The 23,388-nt window shown below is 73.1% G+C and carries 22 protein-coding genes and 1 pseudogene; 16 read left to right on the top strand and 7 right to left on the bottom strand.

What is annotated here, in order from left to right:
• The first annotated feature begins 162 nt into the window (after nucleotides 1–162).
• Entirely contained in the window at nucleotides 163–921 is a 759-nt protein-coding gene (locus ABEA81_RS35500) for an IclR family transcriptional regulator (RefSeq protein WP_345611345.1), read from the top strand.
• Between the two features lie 18 nt (nucleotides 922–939).
• On the opposite strand, the gene ABEA81_RS35495 is transcribed toward ABEA81_RS35500, so the two are convergent.
• Nucleotides 940–1,605, bottom strand: a complete 666-nt coding sequence (locus ABEA81_RS35495) for a GntR family transcriptional regulator (RefSeq protein ID WP_345611344.1) — start codon at nucleotides 1,603–1,605, stop codon at nucleotides 940–942.
• 114 nt (nucleotides 1,606–1,719) lie between these two features.
• Here ABEA81_RS35495 and glyA point away from each other — a divergent pair, with 114 nt between their 5' ends.
• The 10 genes and pseudogenes from glyA (at nucleotide 1,720) to ABEA81_RS35445 (ending at nucleotide 13,839) form a co-directional block, all read left to right on the top strand.
• Nucleotides 1,720–3,048, top strand: coding sequence for a serine hydroxymethyltransferase (gene glyA / locus ABEA81_RS35490; RefSeq protein WP_345611342.1), 1,329 nt, complete (start codon nucleotides 1,720–1,722; stop codon nucleotides 3,046–3,048).
• Nucleotides 3,045–4,259 (top strand): sarcosine oxidase subunit beta family protein, encoded by a 1,215-nt coding sequence (locus ABEA81_RS35485; protein ID WP_345611341.1) that lies wholly within the window; start codon nucleotides 3,045–3,047, stop codon nucleotides 4,257–4,259. The genes glyA and ABEA81_RS35485 overlap by 4 nt, the downstream gene beginning before the upstream one ends.
• An 8-nt stretch (nucleotides 4,260–4,267) precedes the next feature.
• Complete coding sequence (locus ABEA81_RS35480; RefSeq protein ID WP_345611340.1) at nucleotides 4,268–4,546, top strand: sarcosine oxidase subunit delta; 279 nt, start codon at nucleotides 4,268–4,270, stop codon at nucleotides 4,544–4,546.
• A 23-nt stretch (nucleotides 4,547–4,569) separates the two neighbouring features.
• On the top strand, nucleotides 4,570–7,416 hold the full coding sequence (locus ABEA81_RS35475; protein WP_345611389.1) for a 2Fe-2S iron-sulfur cluster-binding protein: 2,847 nt from the start codon (nucleotides 4,570–4,572) through the stop codon (nucleotides 7,414–7,416).
• Nucleotides 7,406–8,032, top strand: a complete 627-nt coding sequence (locus tag ABEA81_RS35470; RefSeq protein WP_345611338.1) for a sarcosine oxidase subunit gamma — start codon at nucleotides 7,406–7,408, stop codon at nucleotides 8,030–8,032. The genes ABEA81_RS35475 and ABEA81_RS35470 overlap by 11 nt, the downstream gene beginning before the upstream one ends.
• The gene (locus tag ABEA81_RS35465) at nucleotides 8,032–10,491 is read left to right on the top strand and encodes a GcvT family protein (RefSeq protein ID WP_345611337.1); all 2,460 of its coding nucleotides are present in this window, start codon (nucleotides 8,032–8,034) and stop codon (nucleotides 10,489–10,491) included. Before ABEA81_RS35470 ends, ABEA81_RS35465 begins: the two co-directional genes overlap by 1 nt.
• A 9-nt stretch (nucleotides 10,492–10,500) precedes the next feature.
• Nucleotides 10,501–10,647: pseudogene (locus ABEA81_RS35460) on the top strand (cyclodeaminase/cyclohydrolase family protein); the annotation flags it as partial.
• A gap of 90 nt (nucleotides 10,648–10,737) precedes the next feature.
• Nucleotides 10,738–11,355, top strand: a complete 618-nt coding sequence (locus ABEA81_RS35455) for a tetrahydrofolate dehydrogenase/cyclohydrolase catalytic domain-containing protein (protein ID WP_345611387.1) — start codon at nucleotides 10,738–10,740, stop codon at nucleotides 11,353–11,355.
• A complete protein-coding gene (locus ABEA81_RS35450; RefSeq protein ID WP_345611336.1) occupies nucleotides 11,352–12,725 on the top strand; it encodes an L-serine ammonia-lyase in 1,374 nt (457 codons plus the stop codon). The genes ABEA81_RS35455 and ABEA81_RS35450 overlap by 4 nt, the downstream gene beginning before the upstream one ends.
• Nucleotides 12,726–12,864: 139 nt before the next feature.
• A complete protein-coding gene (locus ABEA81_RS35445) occupies nucleotides 12,865–13,839 on the top strand; it encodes a pirin family protein (protein WP_345611334.1) in 975 nt (324 codons plus the stop codon).
• Here the strand turns inward: ABEA81_RS35445 and ABEA81_RS35440 are convergent.
• The 4 genes from ABEA81_RS35440 to ABEA81_RS35425 form a co-directional block, all read right to left on the bottom strand.
• Entirely contained in the window at nucleotides 13,814–14,764 is a 951-nt protein-coding gene (locus tag ABEA81_RS35440) for an NADP-dependent oxidoreductase (protein WP_345611332.1), read from the bottom strand. The genes ABEA81_RS35445 and ABEA81_RS35440 overlap by 26 nt on opposite strands.
• Before the next feature lie 21 nt (nucleotides 14,765–14,785).
• Nucleotides 14,786–15,379: a TetR/AcrR family transcriptional regulator gene (locus ABEA81_RS35435; RefSeq protein WP_345611330.1), complete on the bottom strand. Its 594-nt coding sequence runs from the start codon at nucleotides 15,377–15,379 to the stop codon at nucleotides 14,786–14,788.
• Entirely contained in the window at nucleotides 15,376–16,059 is a 684-nt protein-coding gene (locus ABEA81_RS35430; protein WP_345611328.1) for an alpha/beta fold hydrolase, read from the bottom strand. Before ABEA81_RS35430 ends, ABEA81_RS35435 begins: the two co-directional genes overlap by 4 nt.
• Before the next feature lie 75 nt (nucleotides 16,060–16,134).
• Entirely contained in the window at nucleotides 16,135–17,019 is an 885-nt protein-coding gene (locus tag ABEA81_RS35425) for a LysR family transcriptional regulator (RefSeq protein WP_345611326.1), read from the bottom strand.
• A gap of 114 nt (nucleotides 17,020–17,133) precedes the next feature.
• On the opposite strand from ABEA81_RS35425, the gene ABEA81_RS35420 reads away from it, so the two are divergent.
• A complete protein-coding gene (locus ABEA81_RS35420; RefSeq protein WP_345611324.1) occupies nucleotides 17,134–17,358 on the top strand; it encodes a hypothetical protein in 225 nt (74 codons plus the stop codon).
• A 66-nt stretch (nucleotides 17,359–17,424) separates the two neighbouring features.
• On the opposite strand, the gene ABEA81_RS35415 is transcribed toward ABEA81_RS35420, so the two are convergent.
• Nucleotides 17,425–18,330 (bottom strand): LysR family transcriptional regulator, encoded by a 906-nt coding sequence (locus tag ABEA81_RS35415; RefSeq protein WP_345611322.1) that lies wholly within the window; start codon nucleotides 18,328–18,330, stop codon nucleotides 17,425–17,427.
• Between the two features lie 121 nt (nucleotides 18,331–18,451).
• On the opposite strand from ABEA81_RS35415, the gene ABEA81_RS35410 reads away from it, so the two are divergent.
• Entirely contained in the window at nucleotides 18,452–19,270 is an 819-nt protein-coding gene (locus tag ABEA81_RS35410) for an NAD(P)H-binding protein (RefSeq protein ID WP_345611320.1), read from the top strand.
• A gap of 73 nt (nucleotides 19,271–19,343) precedes the next feature.
• Nucleotides 19,344–19,862, top strand: coding sequence for a peptide-methionine (S)-S-oxide reductase MsrA (gene msrA / locus ABEA81_RS35405; RefSeq protein ID WP_345611319.1), 519 nt, complete (start codon nucleotides 19,344–19,346; stop codon nucleotides 19,860–19,862).
• A 30-nt stretch (nucleotides 19,863–19,892) separates the two neighbouring features.
• On the opposite strand, the gene ABEA81_RS35400 is transcribed toward msrA, so the two are convergent.
• Nucleotides 19,893–20,876 carry a TerC family protein gene (locus ABEA81_RS35400; protein ID WP_345611317.1) on the bottom strand — a complete coding sequence of 328 codons (984 nt, stop codon included), beginning with the start codon at nucleotides 20,874–20,876 and terminating at the stop codon, nucleotides 19,893–19,895.
• Between the two features lie 403 nt (nucleotides 20,877–21,279).
• Between ABEA81_RS35400 and ABEA81_RS35395 the strand changes: the two genes are divergently transcribed.
• A complete protein-coding gene (locus ABEA81_RS35395) occupies nucleotides 21,280–22,311 on the top strand; it encodes an ABC transporter ATP-binding protein (protein ID WP_345611316.1) in 1,032 nt (343 codons plus the stop codon).
• The gene (locus ABEA81_RS35390) at nucleotides 22,308–23,363 is read left to right on the top strand and encodes an ABC transporter ATP-binding protein (protein ID WP_345611315.1); all 1,056 of its coding nucleotides are present in this window, start codon (nucleotides 22,308–22,310) and stop codon (nucleotides 23,361–23,363) included. Before ABEA81_RS35395 ends, ABEA81_RS35390 begins: the two co-directional genes overlap by 4 nt.
• Nucleotides 23,364–23,388 lie beyond the last annotated feature (25 nt).

Genomic DNA, 23,388 nt, shown 5'->3' with positions numbered 1-23,388 from the left:
TGTTTCAGATACTGCAACTCTGCGCGCTATCAGCAACAGCAGGATGAAGCTCATCGGCCCGTGCCGTCAAGCCCTCTCGGGCTGCCGAATTCCACGGTCCCCGTAGAGTTCGCATCCGTGACCGATTTGCCGCGATACACGAGGGAGGCAGTCCCGTCCCAGGTGCAGTCCGTCGACCGGGCGATCGCGATCCTCTACCTGCTCGCGGAGCGGGGGCGCGAGGGCGTGGGAGTCACCGAGGTGGCCACGGAGCTCGGCGTGCACAAGTCCACCGCGTTCCGGCTCATCGAGGCCCTCGAGAACGGTGACCTGGTCGAACAGCTCGAGGAGCGCGGCAAGTACCACCTGGGGCGCGGGATCGTCCGGCTCGCCGGGGCCACCACCGCCCAGCTCGAGCTGCCGATCGAGAGCCGGCCGGTGTGCCGGCGACTGGCCGCGGAGCTCGGCGAGACGGTGAACCTCGCCATCGCCGACTCCGGCGAGGCCACCAACATCCTCCAGGAGTACGGCAGCTCGGCCATCACGGGCCGCAACTGGATCGGCCGGCCGACGCCGCTGCACGCGACGGCGAGCGGGAAGGTGCTGCTGGCCTGGGCCGATCCCGACGAGGCCGCCGAGGTGCTCGCGGCCGAGCTGGCCGGGTACACCGAGCTGACGATCACCGATCCCGCCGTTCTCCAGGCGGAGCTCGCGAAGATCCGCGAGCAGGGGTGGGCCGCGACCTCCGAGGAGTTCGAGGTCGGCCTCAACGCCATCGCCGCACCCATCCGGGGCGCCACCGGAGACGTCGTGGCGGCGGTGGGCGTCTCCGCGCCCTCGTACCGCCTCCCGGTCGACTCGTTCGCCGACGTCGCGGAGCGGCTGATCGCGGGCGCCGACGAGATCAGCAGCCGCCTCGGCTACTACGGCGCCGCGGAGTAGACCCGGAGTACCGCCGGCTCAGAGCACGGCGCGGACGGCGCGCTCGAAGCCGACCACGTGCTCGAGCGCCAGCCGTGCGGCCTTCTGCTCGTCGCCGTCGACGATGGCCTCGAGGAGGCCGACGTGCTCCTCGACGTGGCCGGCGATGGCGGGGATCCGGTCCAGGAACAGGCACCAGATCCGCGTGGCGAGGTTGTCCTGCCGCACCAGGATGTCCTCCAGGTGAGGGTTGCCCGCGGCGCGGTAGACCTCCCGGTGCACCTGGACGTCGCGGCGGAGCAGCTCGCGCCGATCGGTGACGCGCGCCTGCAGGTGCGCGGTGTCGCGGGCGAGGACAGCGAGGTGCGCCCGGTCGGCCTCGGTGGCGTTGCGGGCGGCCCGCGCGGCGGCGAGCGGTTCGAGCTCGACGCGGATCTCCGAGATGTGGGCGAGGTCGGTGATGTCGACCGCGGTGGCGAACGTCCCGCGGCGGGGGTAGGCCACTACGAGCCGGTCACCCTCGAGGCGCTTCAGCGCCTCCCGCACCGGCGTGCGCCCCGTGCCGAGCTCCTGCGCGAGCGCGTCGTCGTTCAACGGCTCGCCCGGCCGGATGTCGAGCATGACCAGGCGATCGCGGATCCCCTCGTAGGCCCGGTCCGCGAGCGACAGGCCCGTGGACACGGGCAGCTGAGGCGCGGCACTCATCGGTCTTCTCCCCCATCGGCCAGGACGTCTTGACGCGGTGGCACGGCGCGCTTACCGTACACCGCCAACTGATATATCAGTAGTGGCCGCTTGGTACCACAGATCGGACACCCCATGTTGGACACCCAGATCGCCGGCCCGACCACCGTTCCCGAGAGCCTGAACAGCGGACTCGCCGACGTCGATCCCGAGATCCACGACGCGGTGCGCGCCGAGCTGGCACGGCAGGAGTCGACGCTGGAGATGATCGCCAGCGAGAACGCCGCACCCCTCGCGGTGATGCAGGCCCAGGGGTCGGTGCTCACCAACAAGTACGCCGAGGGCTACCCGGGACGGCGCTACTACGGCGGGTGCGAGCACGTCGACGTCGTCGAGCGGCTCGCGATCGAGCGGCTGAAGGACCTCTTCGGCGCCACGTTCGCGAACGTCCAGCCGCACTCGGGCGCGCAGGCCAACGCCGCGGCGATGGCGGCGCTCCTGCAGCCGGGCGACACGATCCTCGGCCTCGACCTCGCCCACGGCGGGCACCTGACGCACGGGATGCGGCTCAACTTCTCCGGCCTGCTCTACGACGTCGCCGCCTACCACGTGCGGGAGGACGACCACCGCGTCGACATGGCCGAGGTCGAGCGGCTCGCCCGCGAGCGCCGCCCGAAGGTCATCGTCGCCGGCTGGTCCGCCTACCCCCGCCACCTCGACTTCGCCGGGTTCCGGCGGATCGCCGACGAGGTCGGCGCCTACCTGATGGTCGACATGGCGCACTTCGCCGGGCTCGTCGCCGCCGGGCTGCACCCGTCGCCGGTGCCGCACGCCCACGTCGTCACCAGCACCACCCACAAGACCCTCGGCGGGCCGCGCGGCGGTCTGATCATCTCCGCGGAGGACGACCCGGCTCTGCGCAAGAAGCTCAACTCGGCGGTGTTCCCCGGCCAGCAGGGCGGCCCGCTCGAGCACGTGATCGCGGCGAAGGCCGTGACCTTCAAGCTGGCCGCGGGCGAGGCGTTCCGCGACCGGCAGGAGCGCACGCTGCTCGGGGCGCGGCTCCTCGCCGACCGGCTGCTCGCCGCGGACGCGCGCGCGGCGGGGATCGGCGTCGTGAGCGGCGGCACGGACGTCCACCTCGTGCTCGTCGACCTGCGCAACTGCGAGCTCGACGGGAAGCAGGCCGAGGACCGCTTGCACGCCGCGGGGATCACGGTGAACCGCAACGCCGTCCCGTTCGACCCGCGGCCGCCGATGGTCAGCTCCGGCGTCCGGATCGGCACGCCCGCGCTGGCCACCCGCGGGTTCGGCGCGGCCGAGTTCGCCGAGGTCGCCGACGTCATCGCGGCCGCGCTGCTGCCCACGACCGGCAACGACGAGATCCGCGAGCTCCGCGCCGCGGTCACCGGGCTGGCCGCGCGATTCCCGCTCTACCCGGCGCTGGAGGAGGTCGCATCGTGAACCCGCTCCCGGAGCACCCGGACTTCCTGTGGCGCACCCCGGAGCCGAAGCGCTCCTACGACGTCGTGATCGTCGGCGCGGGCGGGCACGGCCTGGCCACCGCCCACTACCTCGCGAAGAACCACGGCATCACCGACGTCGCCGTGCTGGAGAAGGGCTGGCTCGCCGGCGGGAACATGGCCCGCAACACCACGATCATCCGCTCCAACTACCTGTGGGACGAGAGCGCCGGCATCTACGAGCACGCGCTGAAGCTGTGGGAGGGCCTCGAGGACGACCTCGGCTACCCGATCCTGTTCAGCCAGCGCGGCGTGCTCAACCTCGCCCACAGCCTGCAGGACGTGCGCGACAGCGTGCGGCGGGTCGAGGCCAACGTGCTGAACGGGGTCGACGCCGAGTGGCTCACCCCGGACGAGGTGAAGAAGGTCTGCCCGATCGTCAACACCTCCCAGGAGATCCGCTATCCGGTGCTGGGCGCGACCTACCAGCCCCGCGCGGGCATCGCGAAGCACGACTACGTCGCCTGGGGCTTCGCGCGCCGCGCCGACGAGGCCGGGATCGACCTGATCCAGGACTGCGAGGTCACCGGGTTCACCACGGACGGGGACCGCGTCACCGGTGTGCGCACCACGCGGGGCGACATCGTGGCCGGGAAGGTCGCGCTCTGCGCCGCGGGCCACACCTCGGTGCTCACCGACATGCTCGGGTTCCGGGTGCCGATCCAGAGCCACCCGCTCCAGGCCTTGGTGTCGGAGCTCCTCGAGCCGGTGCACCCCACCGTGGTGATGTCCAACGCCGTGCACGTGTACGTGTCGCAGGCACACAAGGGCGAGCTGGTGATGGGCGCCGGGATCGACTCCTACAACGGTTACGGCCAGCGCGGCGCGTTCCACATCATCGAGCGCCAGATGGCCGCCGCGGTGGAGCTGTTCCCGGTGTTCGCGCGGGCGCACCTGCTGCGGACGTGGGGCGGAATCGTCGACGTCACGCCGGACGCCTCCCCGATCGTCGGACGCACCCCCTACTCGAACCTGTACCTCAACTGCGGGTGGGGCACCGGCGGGTTCAAGGCGACCCCCGGCGTGGGTTGGTGCATGGCGCACACGATCGCCCACGACGAGCCGCACCCGTACAACGCCCCGTTCACCCTCGACCGCTTCGTCACCGGCGCGCTGGTGGACGAGCACGGCGCCGCCGCCGTGGCGCACTAGGAGGTCCCGTGCAACTCATCGAATGCCCGTGGTGCGGGCCGCGTGAAGAGGTCGAGTTCCACTACGGCGGCCAGGCCCACGTCGCCTACCCGGAGGACCCGCAGGCCCTGTCCGACGAGGAGTGGGCGCACTACGTGTTCTTCCGCGACAACCCGAAGGGGCTGTTCGCGGAGCGGTGGAGCCATGCGGCCGGATGCCGCCGCTGGTTCAACGCGGTGCGCGACACCGCCACCTACCGCTTCCAGGCCGTCTACCGGCCCGACCAGGCTCGACCGGAGCTCTCATGAGCGAGCTCGCGAGCGGATCACCGATGCCGCACGAGTTCCGGGTCGCCGCCCGGGGCCGGATCGACCGCGGCGTCACCTACGAGTTCACCTTCGACGGGCAGCGCCTCACCGGCCACCCGGGCGACACGCTCGCGTCGGCGCTGCTCGCGCACGGCCGCCACCGGATCACCACCAGCATCGCGCTCGGTCGTCCCCGCGGGATCGCGGCGGCGTGGGCGGAGGACCCGAGCGGCCTGGTGCAGATCGAGGAGCCGTTCCCCGAGCCGATGCTGCTCGCCACCACGGTCGAGCTCACCGACGGGCTCGCGGCCCGGGGTGTGCCGGGCCAGGGGCGGCTGGCCGAGGTCCCCGACTCCGCCCGCTACGACGCGAAGCACGCCCATGCCGACGTGCTCGTCGTCGGGGCGGGACCGGCCGGCCTCGTCGCGGCGTTGACCGCGGCGCGGGCGGGCGCCCGGGTGGTGCTCGTCGACGAGCAGTCCGAGGCGGGCGGGAGCCTGCTCGGCGCCACGGACACCCTCGACGGGGGCCCGGCCCTCGAATGGGTCGCCGCGGTGACCGCGGAGCTGGCCGGCGCACCGGACGTGCTGCACCTGCAGCGCACCACGGCCTTCGGCCACTACGACGACGGCTTCGTGCTCGCGCTGGAGCGCCGCACCGACCACCTCCCAGCGCGTGTCCGAGGAGCCGACGCCGCCAGGCGGGGGCTCGTCGGTGGAGATACTGCCGCAGCCCCGCGCAACGTCTCCCGGCAGCGGGTCTGGCGGATCAGGGCCCGACGGGTCGTGATCGCCACCGGTGCGCACGAGCGGCCGGTCGTCTTCGCCGACAACGACCGCCCCGGGATCATGCTGGCCGGCGCCGCGCGGACCTTCCTGCACCGCTACGGCGTGCTGGCCGGGCGGGACGCGGTCGTGTTCACCACCGACGACAGCGCCTACGCCGCCGCGGTCGACCTCGCCGACGCCGGGGCGCGGGTGCACGCGGTCGTCGACGCCCGGCCGGACACCCCGGCGCACTGGTACGCGGAGTGCGAGCGGCGCGGCATCCCCGTGCGCACCGGGCAGGTCGTCACCGGCACCCGCGGTGGCGACCGGATCACCCACGCGCTCGTCGGCGGCGAGCCGGTCGCGTGCGACCTGCTGCTGGTCAGCGGCGGCTGGAACCCGGCAGTGCACCTGTTCAGCCAGGCACGCGGGCGGTTGCGCTACGACGCCGGCCTCGGCGCGTTCCTGCCCGCGGAGGAGCTGCCCGGCGTCGCGGTCGCCGGCTCGGCGAACGGGGTGTTCGACCTGGCCGGGTGCCTGCGCGACGGGCAGCGGGCGGCAGGCGGAACGGGTGCGTTGCCGGCGGCGGAGCCCGCTCACGAGCGCACGGCCGCGTTGGTCCTGTGGCGGGTGCCCGAGGGCGACCCGGCCACGCAGTTCGTCGACCTGCAGCGCGACGCCACCGTGGCGGACATCGCCCGCGCGGTCGGTGCCGGCATGCGCTCGGTGGAGCACGTGAAGCGCTACACGACGATCGGCACGGCGCACGACCAGGGCAAGACCTCCGGCGTGATCGCGTCCGGGATCACCGCGGACCTGCTCGGCGCACCGATCGAGGCTCTCGGCACCACCACGTTCCGCCCGCCCTACACGCCGGTGGCGTTCGCCGCGCTGGCCGGCCGCCAGCGCGGGGCGTTGTTCGACCCGGAGCGCACCACGGCGCTGCACGACTGGCACGTGGCGCACGGCGCGGTCTTCGAGGACGTCGGGCAGTGGAAGCGGCCCCGCTACTACCCGCTCCCCGGCGAGGACATGGAGGCCGCCGTGCTGCGCGAGTGCACCGCGGCCCGCACCGGCGTCGGCATCCTCGACGGCTCGACGCTCGGCAAGATCGACGTCCAGGGCGCGGACGCCGCCGTGCTGCTCGACCGGATGTACACGAACATGATGAGCAGCCTGAAGGTCGGCTTCGTGCGCTACGGCGTGATGTGCGGCGTCGACGGCATGGTGATCGACGACGGCACCGTCCTGCGTGTGGCCGAGGACCGGTTCCTCGTGTACACCACCACCGGCGGCGCGGCGAAGGTACTGGACTGGATGGAGGAGTGGGTCCAGACCGAGTGGCCCGATCTGCGGGTGCACCTCACATCGGTCACCGAGCAGTGGTCCACCTTCCCCGTGGTCGGCCCGCGCTCCCGGGACGTCGTCGCCGCGGTCTTCCCCGAGGTGGACGCCTCGGCCGAGGCCTTCGGATTCATGGCGTGGCGCGACACCCACCTCGACGGCGTGCCCGTGCGGATCGCCAGGGTGAGCTTCTCCGGGGAACTCGCCTTCGAAATCAACGTCAGCTACTGGTACGCCGCCGCCGTCTGGGAGCGCCTCCTCGCGGCCGGGCGGCCGTACGGGATCACCCCCTACGGCACGGAGACGATGCACGTGCTGCGCGCGGAGAAGGGCTACCCGATCATCGGGCAGGACACCGACGGCACCGTCACCCCGCACGACCTCGGGATGTCCTGGGCGGTGTCGAAGAAGAAGCCGGACTTCGTCGGCAAGCGCTCCTTCGGCCGGGCCGAGAACCAGAACCCGCTGCGCAAGCAGCTCGTCGGATTGCTGCCCCTCGACGGGCGGACGGTGCTCCCGGAGGGCGCCCAGATCATCGAGTCCGCCGAGCTGCCCGCGCCGCCGGTCCCGATGCTCGGCCACGTCACCTCCAGCTACCGCAGCGCGGAGCTCGACCGCCCGTTCGCCCTCGCCCTGGTCAAGGCCGGCCGCAGCCGCATCGGCGAGACCCTGCACGTCCCGCTGGCCGGTGCGCTGGTGCCCGTCGAGGTCACCGGTCCCGTCCTCGTCGACCCGGAAGGAGCCCGCCGTGACGGCTGAGCGGAGCTTGCCGGAGCGAGCATCCGGCGTTGGGTCCCTCCCGCGGACCGGCCCGTTGCACGGCTGGTCGGAGCGGTTCGCCGCGCTCCCGGACAGCGTGCAGATCGTGGCCGAGCCGTTCGTCGCGATGGCCGACCTGCGCCTCGACGCCGCGCACTCGGACGCGGTCGCCGCCCACCTGGGCGTCGCGCTCCCGGCCACCCCGAACACGTGGGCTCAGGGCGACACCACCACCGTCATCTGGCTGGGGCCCGACGAGTGGCTCGTCACCAGCCCGTTCACGACCCCGGAGGAGCTGGAGTCGGGGCTGCGCACGGCGGTGGGCGGCGCGGGCGCGGTCGTCGATGTGTCCGCGCAGCGCACCACGCTCTCCCTGCGCGGCGAGCACGTCCGCGACGTGCTCGCCACGGGGTGCTCGCTCGACCTGCACCCCCGCGTGTTCGGCACCGGTTCCGCCGCCCAGACGACGGTCGGGCTCGCCGGCGTCGTCCTGCTCGCTCTCGACGACACCGGCACCCGCTACCAGGTGCTCGTCCGCTCGTCGTTCGCCCGATACCTGGCGGCATGGCTGCTCGACGCCGCCGGTGAGTTCACCAAGCCCGGGAGGGGAACCTGATGCCCAGTTCGCCGCAGGTCGTGATCATCGGAGCCGGCATCGTCGGGGCGAACCTCGCCGACGAGCTCGCCGCGCGCGGCTGGGACCGGGTCACGGTCGTGGACCAGGGCCCGCTGCCGCTCACCGGTGGCTCCAGCTCGCACGCGCCCGGCCTGGTGTTCCAGACGAACGCGTCGCGGACCATGACGCAGTTCGCCCGCTACTCGGTCGAGAAGTTCTCCGCGCTCGACCTGGACGGGCAGTGGTGCTTCAACCAGGTCGGTGGGCTGGAGGTCGCCACCACCGCGGAGCGGCTGGCCGACCTGCAGCGCCGCCACGGGTGGGCCACCTCGTGGGGAATCGAGAGCCGGGTCGTCGATCCCGACGAGTGCGTGCGCCTGCACCCCCTGCTCGACCGCGACCGCGTGCTCGGCGGCTTCCACATCCCCTCCGACGGCCTCGCGAAGGCCCCGCGGGTGGTCGCCGCCCTCGTGCGGCGGGCACAGGCGCGCGGCGCGGTGTTCCGGGGGTCGACCCGGGTCACCGGGATCGAGCAGGCGGGCGGGCACGTCACCGGCGTGCGGACCGCCGAGGGCCTGCTGCCGGCCGACGTCGTCGTGTGCTGCGCCGGGTTCTGGGGGCAGGCCGTCGGCGCCATGGTCGGCATGCCGGTCCCGCTGCTCCCGCTGGCCCACCAGTACGTCAGGACGGGGCAGATCGGCGAGCTCGCCGGGCGCAACGACGAGCTCGCGGAGGCCGGCCTGCCGATCCTGCGCCACCAGGACCAGGACCTGTACTTCCGCGAGCACGTCGACCGGCTCGGCATCGGCAGCTACGCCCACCGCCCGATGCCGGTGCGCCTCACCGACCTCGACGACGGCGGGGAGGTCACGGCATCGTCGATGCCCTCGATGCTGCCGTTCACCGAGGAGGACTTCGCCCCGTCCTGGGAGCAGAGCGTCGCGCTGCTGCCCGCCCTCGCGTCGGCGAAGATCGAGGAGGCCTTCAACGGGATCTTCTCCTTCACCCCGGACGGCGGCCCGCTGATCGGTGAGTCGCCGGACGTGGCCGGCTTCTGGATCGCCGAGGCCGTCTGGGTCACCCACTCCGCCGGCGTGGCGCGGGCCGTGGCCCAGCTGCTGGTGGACGGCCGTAGCGACCTCGACCTGCACGGGTGCGACGTGCACCGCTTCGAGGAGGTCCAGCTCGGCGAGGACTACGTCAGCGAGACCGCGCAGCAGAACTTCGTGGAGATCTACGACGTGCTGCACCCCCTGGAACCCCGCCGCTCGCCGCGGAACCTGCGCGTCAGCCCGTTCCACGCGCGGCAGCGCGAGCTGGGCGCGGTCTTCCTCGAGGCTGCGGGGTGGGAGCGCCCGCACTGGTACGAGGCGAACGCGCCGCTGGTGCTGCAGCTGCCCGCGGAGTGGGTGCCGCCGGAGCGCGACCCGTGGTCGGCGATGTTCCACTCCCCCATCGCCGCGGCCGAGGCGTGGCGCACCCGCGAGGGCGTGGCGCTCTACGACATGACCCCGCTCAAGCGGCTCGAGGTCACCGGCCCGGGCGCACTGGCGCTGCTGGACCGGCTCACCACCGGGAAGATGGACAAGTCGGTCGGGTCGGTCACCTACACCCTCGCGCTCGACGACGCCGGCGGCGTCCGCAGCGACCTCACGGTGGCCCGGCTCGGCGCCGACCGGTTCCAGGTCGGCGCCAACGGCAACCTCGACCTCGACCACTTCCGGCGCCACGCGGGACCGGACGTGCAGGTCCGCGACATCACGGGCGCCACGTGCTGCATCGGGGTGTGGGGCCCGCTGGCCCGCGATCTCGTGCAGCCGCTGTCCCGCGAGGACTTCTCGAACGAGGCGCTGAAGTACTTCCGCGCGATGCCGGCGCGGGTCGGCGGCGTCCCGGTCACGGCGATGCGGCTGTCCTACGTCGGCGAGCTGGGCTGGGAGCTCTACACCAGCGCCGAGTACGGGCTGCGGCTGTGGGACGTGCTGTGGGAGGCCGGGCAGGAGCTCGGTGTCATCGCGGCCGGGCGGGCCGCGTTCAACAGTCTCCGGCTGGAGAAGGGCTACCGCTCCTGGGGCACCGACATGACCACCGAGCACAACCCGTACGAGGCGGGCCTCGGGTTCGCGGTGCGGCTGCAGAAGGGCGAGTTCGTCGGCCGCGACGCGCTGGCCGGCATCAGCGCCGAGACGGTCACGCGCAGGCTGGCGTGCCTCACGATCGACGACCGGCGCAGCGTGGTGCTCGGCAACGAGCCCGTCTTCCTCGGCGGACGCCCCGCCGGCTACGTCACGAGCGCGGCGTTCGGGCACACGATCGGGACGCCCATCGCGTACGCATGGCTGCCCGCGAGCGCGACCCCGGACACCCCCGTCGAGATCGAGTACTTCGGGCGCCGGATCCCGGCCACCGTGGCCGCCGAACCGCTCGTGGACCCCGCGATGACCCGTATCCGCCGCTGACCACGAAGGGTGCTCCCGTTGCGCAACCGCTCCGTCCAGGCCTTCCTCACGGCGCTCGCCGACCGGGTGCCCGCACCCGGCGGCGGCGCGGCCGCCGCCCTGCACGCCGCCCAGGCCGCCGCCCTCGTGGCGATGGTCGCGCGCTACGGCGACGGACCGAAGTACGCCGCCCACGCGGGGGGCGATCCGCCGCATCCGGGACGCCGCCGACGAGGTGACGGCGACCGTGCGGGCGGAGCTGGCGAAATGAGCGAGTTTGCGAGCGAATCACCGATGCGGCCGTCGATGCTGAGCGGCCGCGAGCTCGCCGCCGAGCTGCGCGCCCGCACCACGCGGACGGCGGCGGCGCTCACCGCGGCCGGCACGCCGCCGCGGCTCGCGGTCGTCGTCGCCACCGCGGACGAGTCCAGCGCCTGGTACGTCCGGTCGATCGCGAAGGCCGCGGCCGCCGCCGGCATCGCCTGCGACGTCGTGGACCTGGGCACAGCGGCCACCACGGAGGAGATCCGCGCCGCACTGCACCGGCTGTCCGCGGACGCCGCGGTCCACGGGATCATCCTGCAGACCCCGCTCCCGCCGGGCGTCGACGTCGCCGACCTGACGCCGGAGATCGACCCGGCCAAGGACGTCGACGGCGCGAACCCCACCAGCCTGGGCCGGCTCGCCGCCGGCCTGCCCGCGTTCGCGCCGGCCACCGCCGAGGCGGTGCTCGTCGGCACCAACCCGACGGCCGACGGGGGTCTCGTCGGCGACGTCGACCCGGACGTCAGTGCGGCCGGGCTGACCCCCGTGCCCGGTGGCGTCGGGCCGGTCACCACTGCGCTGCTGCTGCAGCACACCGTCCACGCGGCAGGCCGCACATGACCATCAGCGCCTTCGACCTGTTCACGGTCGGCATCGGCCCGTCCAGCTCGCACACCGTCGGCCCCATGCGGGCCGCGAGCTCGTTCGCGACCCGGCTGGAGCGCGCGGGCCTGCTCGCCCGCACGGCCGGCGTGCGCGCGGAGCTGTTCGGCTCGCTCGGCGCCACCGGCCACGGGCACGGCAGCGTGAAGGCGGTGGTGCTCGGCCTGGAGGGCGAGCAACCCGACGTGGTCGACCCGGCGGCCGCCGAGCCCCGCGTCACCGCCGTCCGGGCGCGTCGCGAGCTGCTGCTGGCCGGGAAGCACCTGATCGCCTTCTCCGTCGACGACGACGTCGTGCTGCACCGCCGCAAACGCCTGGAGTTCCACACCAACGGCATGCGCTTCCGGGCCGTGGACGGGGGCGGCACCGAGCTGCTGACGCGGGAGTACTTCTCGGTGGGCGGCGGCTTCGTCCTGGACGAGGACGAGACGGGGCGCCCGGTGCTCGTCGCGGACCCGACGCCGGTGCCGCACCCGTTCCGCACCGGCGAGGAGCTGCTGCGGTGCACCCGCGAGACCGGCCTGCGGATCAGCGACGTCATGCTCGCCAACGAGCTCGCCCGCCGCTCCGAGGACGAGGTGCGGGCCGGGTTGCTGCACATCTGGTCGGTGATGCAGGAGTGCGTGGAGCGGGGATCCCGCACCACGGGGGTGCTCCCGGGCGGGTTGAAGGTGCGCAGGCGCGCCGCGGCCCTGCGCGAACGGCTCGAGGACGGGGGCGACGCGGACGACGCGCTGCGCGCCGTCGACTGGGTCACCCTGTACGCGCTCGCCGTCAACGAGGAGAACGCCGCGGGTGGCCGGGTGGTCACGGCACCGACGAACGGGGCGGCCGGCATCATCCCCGCCGTCCTGCACTACTACCGCCGGTTCGTCGGCTCGTTCTCCGACGACGGGGTGGTCCGCTTCCTGCTCACCGCCGCCGCCATCGGCCTGCTGTTCAAGGAGAACGCGTCGATCTCGGGCGCCGAGGTCGGGTGCCAGGGCGAGGTCGGGTCGGCCTGCTCGATGGCAGCGGCCGGCCTGACCGAGGTGCTCGGCGGTACCCCGGCCCAGGTCGAGAACGCCGCCGAGATCGGCATCGAGCACAACCTCGGACTCACCTGCGACCCGGTGGGGGGCCTCGTGCAGATCCCGTGCATCGAGCGCAACGCCATCGGCGCCATCAAGGCGATCACCGCGGCCCGGATGGCCGTCCGCGGCGACGGCCGGCACCACGTCTCCCTCGACAAGGCCATCAAGACGATGCGCGAGACCGGGGCGGACATGAAGGACAAGTACAAGGAGACCGCGCGCGGCGGGCTCGCCCTGAACGTCGTCGAATGCTGATCCGGAGGAAACCGGCCGTGCCCCGCACCTTCACACCCTCACCCTGAGCTGCCCGCAGCGCCCCGGCATCGTGCACGCGGTCAGCTACGGGTGCTGCTGAACCGTCGCAGCACCGTGGTCTTCCGCAGATACTTGTTGCATGAGCAACGTCGAAACGGTGCCGGTCGAGCTCACCTGCCACGGCGGCCGCCCCGGCCCGCCGGAGGTCGAGGTCCTGACGGCGCGGGACGTGCCGCTCGGTGGCCCGCGCTCCATGACGGTCCGGCGCACCCTCCCGCAGCGCGAGCGGTCGCTCATCGGGGCGTGGTGCTTCGCCGACCACTACGGCCCGGACGACGTCGCGACGGGCAGGGGCATGGACGTGCCGCCGCACCCGCACACCGGGCTGCAGACGGTGAGCTGGCTCTTCGCGGGCGAGGTCGAGCACCGCGACAGCCTAGGCACCCACGCGATGGTGCGCCCCGGCGAGGTGAACCTGATGACCGGTGGGTACGGGATCTGCCACTCGGAGGTCTCCACGCCCGGCACCAGCACGCTGCACGGCGTGCAGCTGTGGGTCGCGCTGCCCGAGGCGCACCGGCACACCGAGCGCGCGTTCCAGCACCACGCGCCGTCCGCGGTCGCCCTCGGCGGCGCCACCGCACGCGTGTTCCTCGGCGAGCTCGCGGGCGAGCGCTCCCCCGTACGGACGTTCACCCCGCTGCTCGGGGCCGAGATCGTGCTCGACCCGGGGACCACCGTGACGCTCCCCGTCGATCGCTCGCACGAACACGGCGTCCTCGTGGACACCGGCCCGGTCCTGCTGGCCGCCACCGAGCTGGCGCGCAGCGACCTCGGCTACCTCGGGGCCGGCGCCACGGAGCTCGAGCTGACCAACCCCGGCGCCGGCCCGGCCAGGGTGCTGCTGCTCGGGGGCGCACCGTTCGACGAGGACATCGTGATGTGGTGGAACTTCCTGGGCCGCAGCCACGACGAGATCGTGGCGTTCCGCGAGGCGTGGGAGCGCGGGTCCGACCGGTTCGGCCGCGTCGCGGGCTACGCCGGAACGCCGCAGCGCCTGCCCGCCCCCGCCCTGCCCAACGCCAGGATCACGCCCCGGACCCGTCGACCGTGAGCACGATCTTGCCGAGGGTGCGCCCCTCGGCGATCAGCGCGTGCGCTGCCGCCACCTCGGCGAGCGGGAACCGCGCCGAGACGTGCACCGCGAGCCGCCCGCCCGCGACGAGGTGGGCGAGCGCCTCCAGCCCATCGGCGTCCGGCTCGACCAGGAACCAGGTGGCGCGCACCCCGAGCTCCGCGGCGCGCTCGGCCATCCCCGGCGTCCATGCGCCCTGCGCGTTGACCATGATCCCACCGGGGCGCAGGCACGACAGCGCCCGCAGCGCCTGGTCACCTCCGAACATCTGGACCACGACGTCGACGTCGCGGACGGCCTCCCCCACGTCCACGGCCGTGTGGTCGACGACCTCGTCGGCCCCGAGCTCCTTCACGAAACCGTGCTTGGCGGCGCTCGCCGTGCCGATCACGTACGCGCCGCGCGCCTTCGCGACCTGCACGGCGAGGTGCCCCACCCCACCCGCCGCGGCGGAGACCAGCACCCGGTCGCCGGGTGCCACGCCCGCGGCGTCCACGAGCATCTGCCACGCGGTGAGCCCCGCGAGCGGCAGCGCGGCGGCGTCGACGAAGCCCAGGCCGTCCGGGATCGGTGCGAGGTGCCGCGACGGCGCGGTGAGGTACTCGGCGTAGCAGCCGGCCTCGAAGGGGAACCGGGGCATCCCGAAGACCCGGTCACCGCGCCGGAACCGCGTGACGCCGTAGCCGACCTCCTCCACCACGCCGGCCACGTCCCAGCCGTTCACGAACGGCAGGCCGAGCACCTGGTTGTAGGCCAGGCCCCGCCGGGTGTAGACGTCCACCGGGTTCACCCCGGCCGCGGCGACCCGCACGAGCACCTCGGTGGGCGCCGGCCTCGGCACGGGCGATTCGAGCACCTCGAGGGTCTCCGGGCCGCCCCACTCCCGCTGGCGCACGACGCGCATCTCCACCACTCTCCGGAATCGCTAGTCGAACAAGGAGTCGAGGAGGCGGTCGACCGTCTCCCCCATGATCGTGCGCGTCGCACGCGGGTCCTCGGCGCCGGCGATCACGATCCCGGCCTGGACGAGGGCGCCGTACAGCAGGTGGGTGAGCGCCGCCGAGGACGGCGCCGCGACCAGCCCCCGGTCGACGGCCTCCGCGAGGTTCACCGCGAGCAGCCGGCGCGCGCAGCGCGGCCGGTCGAGCCGCTGCCACCGCTCCCAGCCCAGCACGGAGGGGGCCTCCTGCAGGAGGATCCGCTGCACGGCGGGCTCGAGGCAGGCGTCGAGGAAGACGCCGACGCCCGTGCCGAGCCGGCGCCGGAGGTCGTCGCCCAGCGGGGCGGCCGCGGCCTGGACGCGGTCGAAGATGTCGCCCTCCACGGCCTCGAGCGCGGCCTCGAAGAGCTGGTCCTTGTCGGCGAAGTGGTGGTAGAGGGCACCGCGGGTGAGACCGGCCCGCTCCACGATCTCCGTGGTCGACGTCTCCGCGAACCCCTTCTCGGCGAAGAGCGTGATGGCGGCGGCGGTCAGCGCGTCGCGGCTGTGCTCCCCCTGCGCGACCTTGCGGTTCGTCACGCGTCCTCCAGGAGGATGCCGGCCAGCGCGCCGGGCGCGGTGATCATCGCGTCGTGCCCCGACTCCAGCTCCACGGTCGGCCAGCCGAACCCGCGCGCCCACGCGCCGAACGGGATCCGCCCGGGCGGGGTGCAGATCACCGCCCGGCACGGGACGGCGTCCACGGCACCGGTGAGCCGGGTCGGGTCGGAGAACGTCCGGCGCGGCTGCGGCGTCATCAGCGCCTCGACCCACGCGACCTGTTGCGGATCGGTCACCCCCGCGGTCCGGGCGGCCGGGACGGGGGTCGCCCCGCCGTCGCTGACCGAGTCGACCCAGCTGCGGAAGTACTCCGGCGCGAGCGAGTCGATCGACGCACCGTCCGGCCCCGCCCACGCGTCGACCAGGACGAGCTGGGCGACCCGCTCCGGCACCCGGTCGGCGGCCTCCCGCACCACGAGACCCGCGTAGCTGTGCCCCACCAGTACGACGTCCCGCAGGTCCGCCCCCTCCAGCGCGCCGACCACGTCGTCCACGTGGTCGCGCAGCCCGATGTCGGGCCGGAACTCGCCTGCCCGCTCCCCCAGCCCGAGGAGGGTCGGAACCACCACGTCGTGACCCGCCGAGCGCAGCGGCGCGACCACGTCGCGCCAGCACCATCCGCCGTGCCAGGCCCCGTGCACCAGAACGAATGTCGTCACATCGGCGAGCATACATACAGGCAGTCTGTACGTACAGGCTGCATGTACAGAACCAGCCCACACTCCTCGGTTCGGCTATCCGCCGGACGCCGCCTCCCGCCGGACGAACTCGATGAACGCCCGAGCCGCGGGCGGGGCGGCGCGGTCGCGGCGCGAGACGAGCGCCACGGGGACCCGGACGGCGGGATCCAGGCCGCGCACCGCGAGCTCGGGGCCGGGCACGGCGGTGAGCGACCTGGGCAGGATCGCCGTGGCGAATCCCCGGGCCGCGAGCGACCGCAGGAGGAACGGGTCGCCGCTCTCCAGCGCGAGGCGCAGCGGCCGGCCGGCCTCGGCGAACAGCCCGGCGAGGACGGTGGTGATGGCCGAGCCGCGATGGGTCGAGACGATCGGCTCCCGGCCGAGGTCGGCCACGGTGACGCGGGGCGCCGCCGGCGCCCGGTCGGGCGCGAACGCCGCGACCACCTCGTCGTGCCCCAGGGGGTCGACGGTGCACCCGGCGGGGACCTCGCCGGCCAGCAGGCAGAAGGCGGCGTCGAGCTCGTCGTCGGCGATGCGGCGGAACATCTCCGCGGCGATGCCCTCGCGGAGGGCGATCTCGACGCCCGGGTGCGCGCGGCCGAAGCGGGCGAGGAGCCCGAGGACGTCCACGCCCCCCGCGGGCACGAGCGCACCGATCCGGATGTGGCCGCGCAGGACGCCGCGGAACTCGTCGACCTCCTGGCGCGCCGCGTCCAGCTCCGCGAACACCCGGCGCGCCCGTGCGGCGACGGCCAGGCCGGCGTCGGTCGGGGCGACCCGGCGGCTGCTGCGCTCGAACAGCGAGATCCCCAGCTCGCGTTCGAGCTGCCGGATCTGGTGCGAGAGCGCCGACTGGGCGACGTGGAGCTCCTCCGCGGCGCGGGTGAAGTGGCGGTGCCGCACCACCGCCTCCACCGCCCTGAGCTGCCGGATCTCCACGCCGACGATCGTAGAGCGCGATCGCTGTGATCCGAACAATGAATTGCTTCGCTCAATCGACCCGGAGCATGCTCGGTGTGGGGGTACCAGCACCGAGCGAGCCCGGGTGGATGCATGCACTGGATCTGGCTGACCGTGGCCCTCGCCGCGGTGGTCGCGCTGCGCTACGGCGCCGACAGCCGCGACGGCGAGGACCGCAACCCGTTCGCCCCGCGCGGTCCCGCCGCTTCCGGGCTCCCGTCCGCCCCGGCCGGGGGCTACCGGAGGGCGCACACCCCGGCCGACGACCTGGCCGCCCTGTCCCGGGCCGCCCGCGCCGCTCTGCACCGGATCCGGTGACCGCCACCGCACGGGACCAGGGCTGAGCCCTGATCCGGTTGGGAGGCCGGTCCGGACCCCGGCCGCTCACCCCTGCAGCGGGTTCTCCGACCGTGCGACCACATCGCGGGCGACCTGGGTGAAGACCCGGATCCGGTGGGTCTCGGCCGCGGTCCGCCAGACGAACCTGCGCTCCCTGGGCAGCCCGTCCCGGATGGGGACGTAGGCGATGTCCGGCCTGGTGTCGAACCGGGCGGCGTGCGCGGGCACCGGGAACATCCCCTGGCCCGCGCCGATGAGGGACAGCATCTCCTGGACGGTGCCGAACTCCGGGCCGCGCTCGATCGGCCTGCCGGCCGGGGTGCGGCGGGGCACCAGGCCCTCGTCGATGTAGTCGGGGAACGAGCGCGGCCGCAGCACCTTGTCGCGGGCCAGGTCGTCCAGTGCCACGGACTCGCGCCGGGCGAAGGGGTGGCGGGCCGAGACCGCGAGCACCGTCGGTTCCTGGAACAGGACCGCGCTCGTCGTGAGGTCGGGCTCGGCGACCGTGACCGGGACGAGGACGAGGTCGGCCTCGTCGGCGCGCAGCAGGTCGAGGAAGTCGCTGTAGCGCGCTTCCAGGACCCGCACGTGGCAGGCGGGGTGCAGGCCGTGGAAGGCGGCGGCCACCCGGTGCAGGAACTGGCCGACCGCGGTGCCGATGAAGCCGACCCGCAGCTCGCCGTCGATGCCGCGGCCCGCGGCGATCGCCCGGTCGATGCCCTCGACGATCCGCTCGTGGGCGGGCCGCAGATCCTCGTCCAGGCGGCGTCCGATCGGGGTGAGGCCGACCCGCCGGCTGGTCCGCTCGAACAGGGCTGCGCCGATGCGCCGCTCCAGCTTCCTGATCGTCTGGCTGACGCGGGCGGTGGAGACGTGGAGGCGTTCGGCGGTGCGGCCGAAGTGCAGCTCCTCGGCCAGCGTCAGGAAGATCTCGATGTCACGCCGCTCCACGCGAACCCCGAACCGTGAACCTGTGGGTTAACAACCGTTGCACACGTGCTCGTTGTTGCCAATCCCGTTCCGGCCGATCGTCGTGTCGTCCACCCCGCACGACTCGCGAGGAGCACATGCCATGAACCCGCTCACCCTCGTCATCGGTGGCACCGGCAAGACCGGCCGGCGCCTCGTCCAGCGGTTGACCGCGCAGGAGCGGCCGGTGCGGATCGGGTCCCGGTCCGGCGGCGTCCCGTTCGACTGGGAGGACCCGGCGACCTGGGGGCCCGCCTTCGAGGGCGTCGACGCCGCCTACATCTCGTACTACCCCGACCTGGCCGCGCCCGGAGCGCCCGCGGCGATCGGCGCGCTCGCCGAGACCGCGATGAAGGCCGGCGCCCGCCGGCTCGTGCTGCTGTCGGGCCGCGGCGAGGAGGAGGCCCGGGCGGGCGAACGGGCGCTGGCCGCGTCGGGCGCGGACTGGACGGTCCTGCGCTGCAGCTGGTTCAACCAGAACTTCAGCGAGGACTACCTGCTCGACTCCGTACTCGCCGGCCACGTGTACCTGCCCGCAGGCGAGGTGGAGGAGCCGTTCCTGGACGCCGACGACATCGCCGACGCCGCCGCGGCGGTGCTCACCCAGGACGGTCACATCGGGCAGGTCTACGAGCTGACCGGCCCCCGCCTGCTGACCTTCGCCGACGCCGTCGCCGCCATCGCCGCCGCCACCGGCCGCACCATCGGATACACCCGGGTCCCCGTCGAGGACTTCTCCGCGTCCCTCACCTCCGAGGGCGTCCCCGGCGACGTCGTCGGCCTGCTGACCTACCTGTTCACCTCCGTGCTGGACGGCCGCAACGCCCACGTGTGCGACGGCGTCCAGCGGGTGCTGGGGCGACCCGCGCGGGACTTCGCGGACTACGCTCGCAACACCGCCGCGACGGGCGTGTGGGGCTGAGGAACAGGCGCCCCGCCGCCCTGGTTGTGCGGGAGCGACACCCGCGAACACCTGCGTCGAGGAGGCGATCACGATGGCGACCGAGCGCGCGATCCTGGCGGGCGGCTGCTTCTGGGGAGCGCAGGAACTCCTGCGCGACCGACCGGGCGTCATCACGACCCGCGTCGGCTACTCCGGTGGCGACACGCCGAACGCGACCTACCGCAACCACGGTGACCACGCCGAGGCCGTGGAGATCGTCTTCGACCCCGACGTCATCACCTACCGCGAGCTGCTGGAGTTCTTCTTCCAGATCCACGACCCGACCACGAAGGACCGCCAGGGCAACGACGTCGGGCGCAGCTACCGGTCGGCGATCTACTACACCAGCGCCGAGCAGGAGCGCGTCGCCCGCGACACGATCGCCGACGTCGACGCGTCCGGCCTGTGGCCCGGGAAGGTCGTGACGGAGGTGGAGCCCGCCGGGGACTTCTGGGAGGCGGAGGAGGAGCACCAGGACTACCTCCAGAAGTACCCGTACGGCTACACCTGCCACTTCGTCCGGCCGGGCTGGGTGCTCCCCCGGCGGGCGGCCACCTCCGGCCAGAGCTGACCGGTCACCCGAGCCGACCCGGCCCGGCCCTCACTCGGCCAGGGCCGGGTTGCGCTTGACGGCCACCAGACTGGCGATCGTGGTGATCGCCAGTACGCCGACGATCACGGAGAGCGAGAGTCCGATCCCGATCTCCGGCACGGGGACGTGCTCGCCGCCGTTGATGAACGGCAGCTCGTTCTCGTGCAGGGCGTGGAGCACGAGCTTCACACCGATGAAGGCCAGGATCACGGCGAGCCCGTACGAGAGGTAGACGAGCTTCTTGAGCAGGCCGCCGAGCAGGAAGTAGAGCTGGCGCAGGCCCATCAGCGCGAACGCGTTCGCGCTGAACACGAGGTACGCCTCCTGGGTCAGGCCGAAGATCGCCGGGATGGAGTCGAGGGCGAACAGCAGGTCGGTCATCCCGATCGCGATCATCACGATGAGCATCGGGGTGACCCAGCGTTTGCCGTCGTGCACGACCGTGGTCCTGGCGCCGTGGTACTCCTCGGTGACGGGGAGCATGCGCCGGACCAGCCCGACGACCCGCGGTTCTCTCCACTCCTCGTCGGCGCCGCCCATGCCCTGCCGGGCCATGCTGACGGCCGTGTAGATCAAGAACGCGGCGAAGAGGTAGAACACCCAGCTCAGGGCGTTGATCGCGGCGGCGCCGACGGCGATGAAGACGCCGCGCAACACCAGTGCGATCACGATGCCGACCAGCAGCACGCGCTGCTGGTGGATCGGCGGCACCGCGAACGACGACATGATCACCACGAACACGAACAAGTTGTCGACCGAGAGCGAGTACTCGGTGATGTAGCCGGCGAAGAACTCACCGGCGTACGTGCCGCCGGCGAAGTACCAGACGCCCAGCCCGAACAGCACGGCGAGCGCGATGTAGAAGATCACCCAGCGGGTGGCCTCCCTGATCGTCACCTCGTGCGGCTTGCGGACCGCCAGGAGCAGGTCGGCGAGGATGACGGCGGCCAGGCCACCGATGGTGGCGAACCAGAGCCATGCGGGCACGTTCACGTGCGGGGCCTCCAGGGGTCTCGGGCAGCAGAAAGGCTGCTCCGAGGTCTCTCCCCTCCGCGGGTCCCCGGTGTCGGGACCGCGAAGCGATGGCGCCGGGGTCAGGACCCGCGCGACCGTTCCCGGCCCGCGGAGCCATCTCCGTGCTGACGACGCCACCGTTGCCGGGATACTCCCCTACGGCGCCTCTACACCCTGGCGGTTCCGGGCGGGAATTTCCATCCCGCGTGACCGAGAACACCCGGATAGGTACTAGTTCCGGTTCGCCCGCTTCGGGCGATTGGTGCTCGCCCCAGTGGGCACCGCCGCCGTCGTCGCTCCTGCTCCCGTTATGCAGATGTCATCCCGGCCGGCGGGGATCTGTCCTACCTTCACCGCACCGGTCCGTCGAGGAGGCCCGCTCGTGCCCGATCCCGTTCTGTCCGTCCGTGGACTGACGACGGAGTTCGTCACGCCGGGCGGGGTGGTCAAGGCCGTCACCGACGTCAGCTGGGACCTGTACCCCGGCGAGACGCTGGGCGTCGTGGGCGAGTCGGGCTCCGGCAAGACCGTGACCGCGATGTCGATCCTCGGCCTGGTCCCCTGCCCTCCGGGGCGGGTCGTCGGTGGCGAGATCCTCTTCGGCGGGCGGGACCTGCTGACGCTGCCGGAGAAGTCGCTGCGGCGGCTGCGCGGCCGGGAGATCGGGATGATCTTCCAGGACCCGATGACGAGCCTGAACCCCGTGTTGACGGTCGGGGACCAGATCGCCGAGGCGCTCCGGCTGCACGACCGGGAGCTGCGCCGCGACGACGCGCGCCACCGGACGATCGAGCTGCTCACGTCGGTCGGCGTGCCCAACCCCGAGGTCCGGTACGACCAGTACCCGCACGAGCACTCGGGCGGGATGCGCCAGCGCGCGATGATCGCGATGGCGATCGCCAACAACCCCACGGTGCTCATCGCCGACGAGCCGACCACCGCGCTCGACGTGACCATCCAGGCGCAGGTGCTCGACGTGCTCCGCACGGCGCAGGAGAAGACCGATGCCGCGACCGTCCTCATCACCCACGACCTCGCGCTGATCGCCGAGAACGCCGACCGCGTGGTGGTCATGTACGGGGGCAAGGTGGTCGAGGTCGCGGACGTCTTCTCGATCTTCTCGGCCTGCCGGCACCCGTACACCCTCGGGCTGTTGAGCAGCCTGCCCCGCCTGGACATCGACGTCGAGCAGCTCGAACCGATCCCGGGATCGCCACCGGACCTGATCGACCTGCCGACCGGGTGCTCCTTCCACCCGCGCTGCCGGGTGTCGAAGGGCCGCGAGATCTGCCGCACCGAGGTACCGCCGCTCCGCGACGTCGGCCCCGGGGCGCTCTCCGCGTGCCACTTCGCGGAGGAGGTGCCCGCGGAGATGGCGGTCGTCTCCGGCGAGCTGGGGACGGCCGGGTCATGAGCACCCCGGACGACACCTCCGCCGACGGCACCTCCGCCGACGGCACCGAGGTCCTGCGGGTCGAGGACCTCAGGACGCACTTCCCGATCCGCGGCGGGGTGACCCGCCGCCAGATCGGCACGGTCTACGCGGTGGACGGCGTGAGCTTCACCCTCCACGCAGGCGAGACCCTCGGCCTCGTCGGGGAGTCCGGCTGCGGCAAGACCACCACGGGCCGCACCGTCGTCAAGCTCCAGGAGCCCACGTCCGGCCGGATCTTCTTCCGCGGCGCCGACATCACCGACTACGGACGGGCCCGGATGAAGGACGTCCGCCGGGAGGTGCAGTTCGTCTTCCAGGACCCCTACCGGTCGCTGAACCCGCGGATGACGGTGCGGGCCATCGTCGGCGAGCCGTACCAGATCCACGGCCTGGCCTCCGGCGCCGACCTGCGGGGGCGGGTGGACGCGCTGCTGGAGTCCGTCGGGCTGACCCCCGAGCACGCCGATCGCTACCCGCACGAGTTCTCCGGCGGCCAGCGGCAGCGCATCGGGATCGCGCGCGCCCTCGCCCTCGACCCGCAGGTGCTGGTGCTCGACGAGCCCGTGTCGGCCCTGGACGTGTCGATCCAGGCCCAGGTGGTGAACCTGCTCCGGCAGGTGCAGGCGCCGTCGGGCCAGGAGCGGGAGCACGCGCTGTCGTTCGTCTTCATCGCCCACGACCTGTCGGTGATCCGCCACATCTCGGACCGGGTGGCGGTGATGTACCTCGGCAAGATCGTCGAGATCGGGACCCGGTCGGACATCTACGAGCGCCCGGCCCACCCCTACACACAGGCGCTGCTGTCGGCCGTGCCCATCCCCGACCCGCGGGCGCGGCGGACCCGGGAGCGGATCATCCTCACCGGCGACGTGCCGAGCCCGGCCGACCCGCCGTCCGGCTGCAACTTCCGCACCCGCTGCCCCAAGGCGCAGCCGATCTGCGCCGAGGAGGAGCCGGAGCTCACCGACCGCTTCGGCCACGGCCATCCCAGCGCGTGCCACTTCGCCGACGTCCGCCCCGTGATCACGTAACCGAAACGGCAGGAGCCCATGAACA

Origin of the sequence: Pseudonocardia adelaidensis (genome assembly GCF_039543345.1) — a bacterium.
Classification (GTDB): domain Bacteria; phylum Actinomycetota; class Actinomycetes; order Mycobacteriales; family Pseudonocardiaceae; genus Pseudonocardia; species Pseudonocardia adelaidensis.
Note: the sequence above shows the minus strand (reverse complement) of the source record. Positions and strands in the feature narration are given on the sequence as shown.